Annotated in this window: 1 protein-coding gene; it reads right to left on the bottom strand. The window is 59.6% G+C overall.

What is annotated here, in order from left to right; genetic code table 11:
• Window positions 1-716, bottom strand: a 716-nt coding sequence (locus DVK07_RS20230; RefSeq protein WP_147441279.1) for a site-specific integrase, incomplete at both ends; no start/stop codon positions are given.

Below are 716 nucleotides of genomic sequence, written 5' to 3'. Positions count from 1 at the left end.
GGCGTGGACATCTTCGAAGTCGTCGATGTCGTGGATGAGGGGCTCCTCGTCTCGAGTCCGCGGGTGCGAACTCACTGAGGTGTCGACAGCCCAACTCTCGACGCGGATGCGCTCTGCTCTCGAGTCTGGGCGGCATTCCTCGTAGGTGGGCGGGTCCTCACGGATCTTCTTCGGTGGCCGACTATTTCGCCCGAAGATTCGATCAAAGTCCTGTTTCACGCGCCAGCCCGTTTTCTGTGCGTATCGTTCCTTGGTCTTCTCGTCTTGCCATCCGAACTGCTGATCGAGCGCCGGAGGGCGGATGCCTGACCATGTGAGGTGTGTGGCCGCCGTGGCTCGGAGCATGTGAGGATAGACCCGATCGGGGTCGACACCATCAGTCAGCTCGGCAATCTTTTTCACCCGTCGGTTGACCGTTGAGTAGCTCACGGTGGTGTACGGGACTATATCGAAGTAGAGCTCGATGATGAGCCGATCCCGGCGCGTCGGAACATGGACATCCCGGTGCGACCCGTCTTTCACTTTCCAGTACTCCTCGAGGACGTCCTCGAAATCGAGGTCGTGCTTCCTGGCGTACTGGCGAGCGTAATGGCGACAGAGCCCACAGTCACAGGACGAGTGAGGAGGGATCGATATCACCGATCGGTCCGGGTCATACCATGACTCCTCCATATGGATCACCTCACCGACGCGCAGCCCGAGCCGGCCCATCATTA

This window comes from Halorubrum sp. Atlit-26R, assembly GCF_003666015.1.
Taxonomy (GTDB): Archaea; Halobacteriota; Halobacteria; order Halobacteriales; family Haloferacaceae; genus Halorubrum.
The sequence above is the reverse complement of the archived record's forward strand: the minus strand, read 5'-3'. Positions and strand labels throughout refer to the sequence as shown.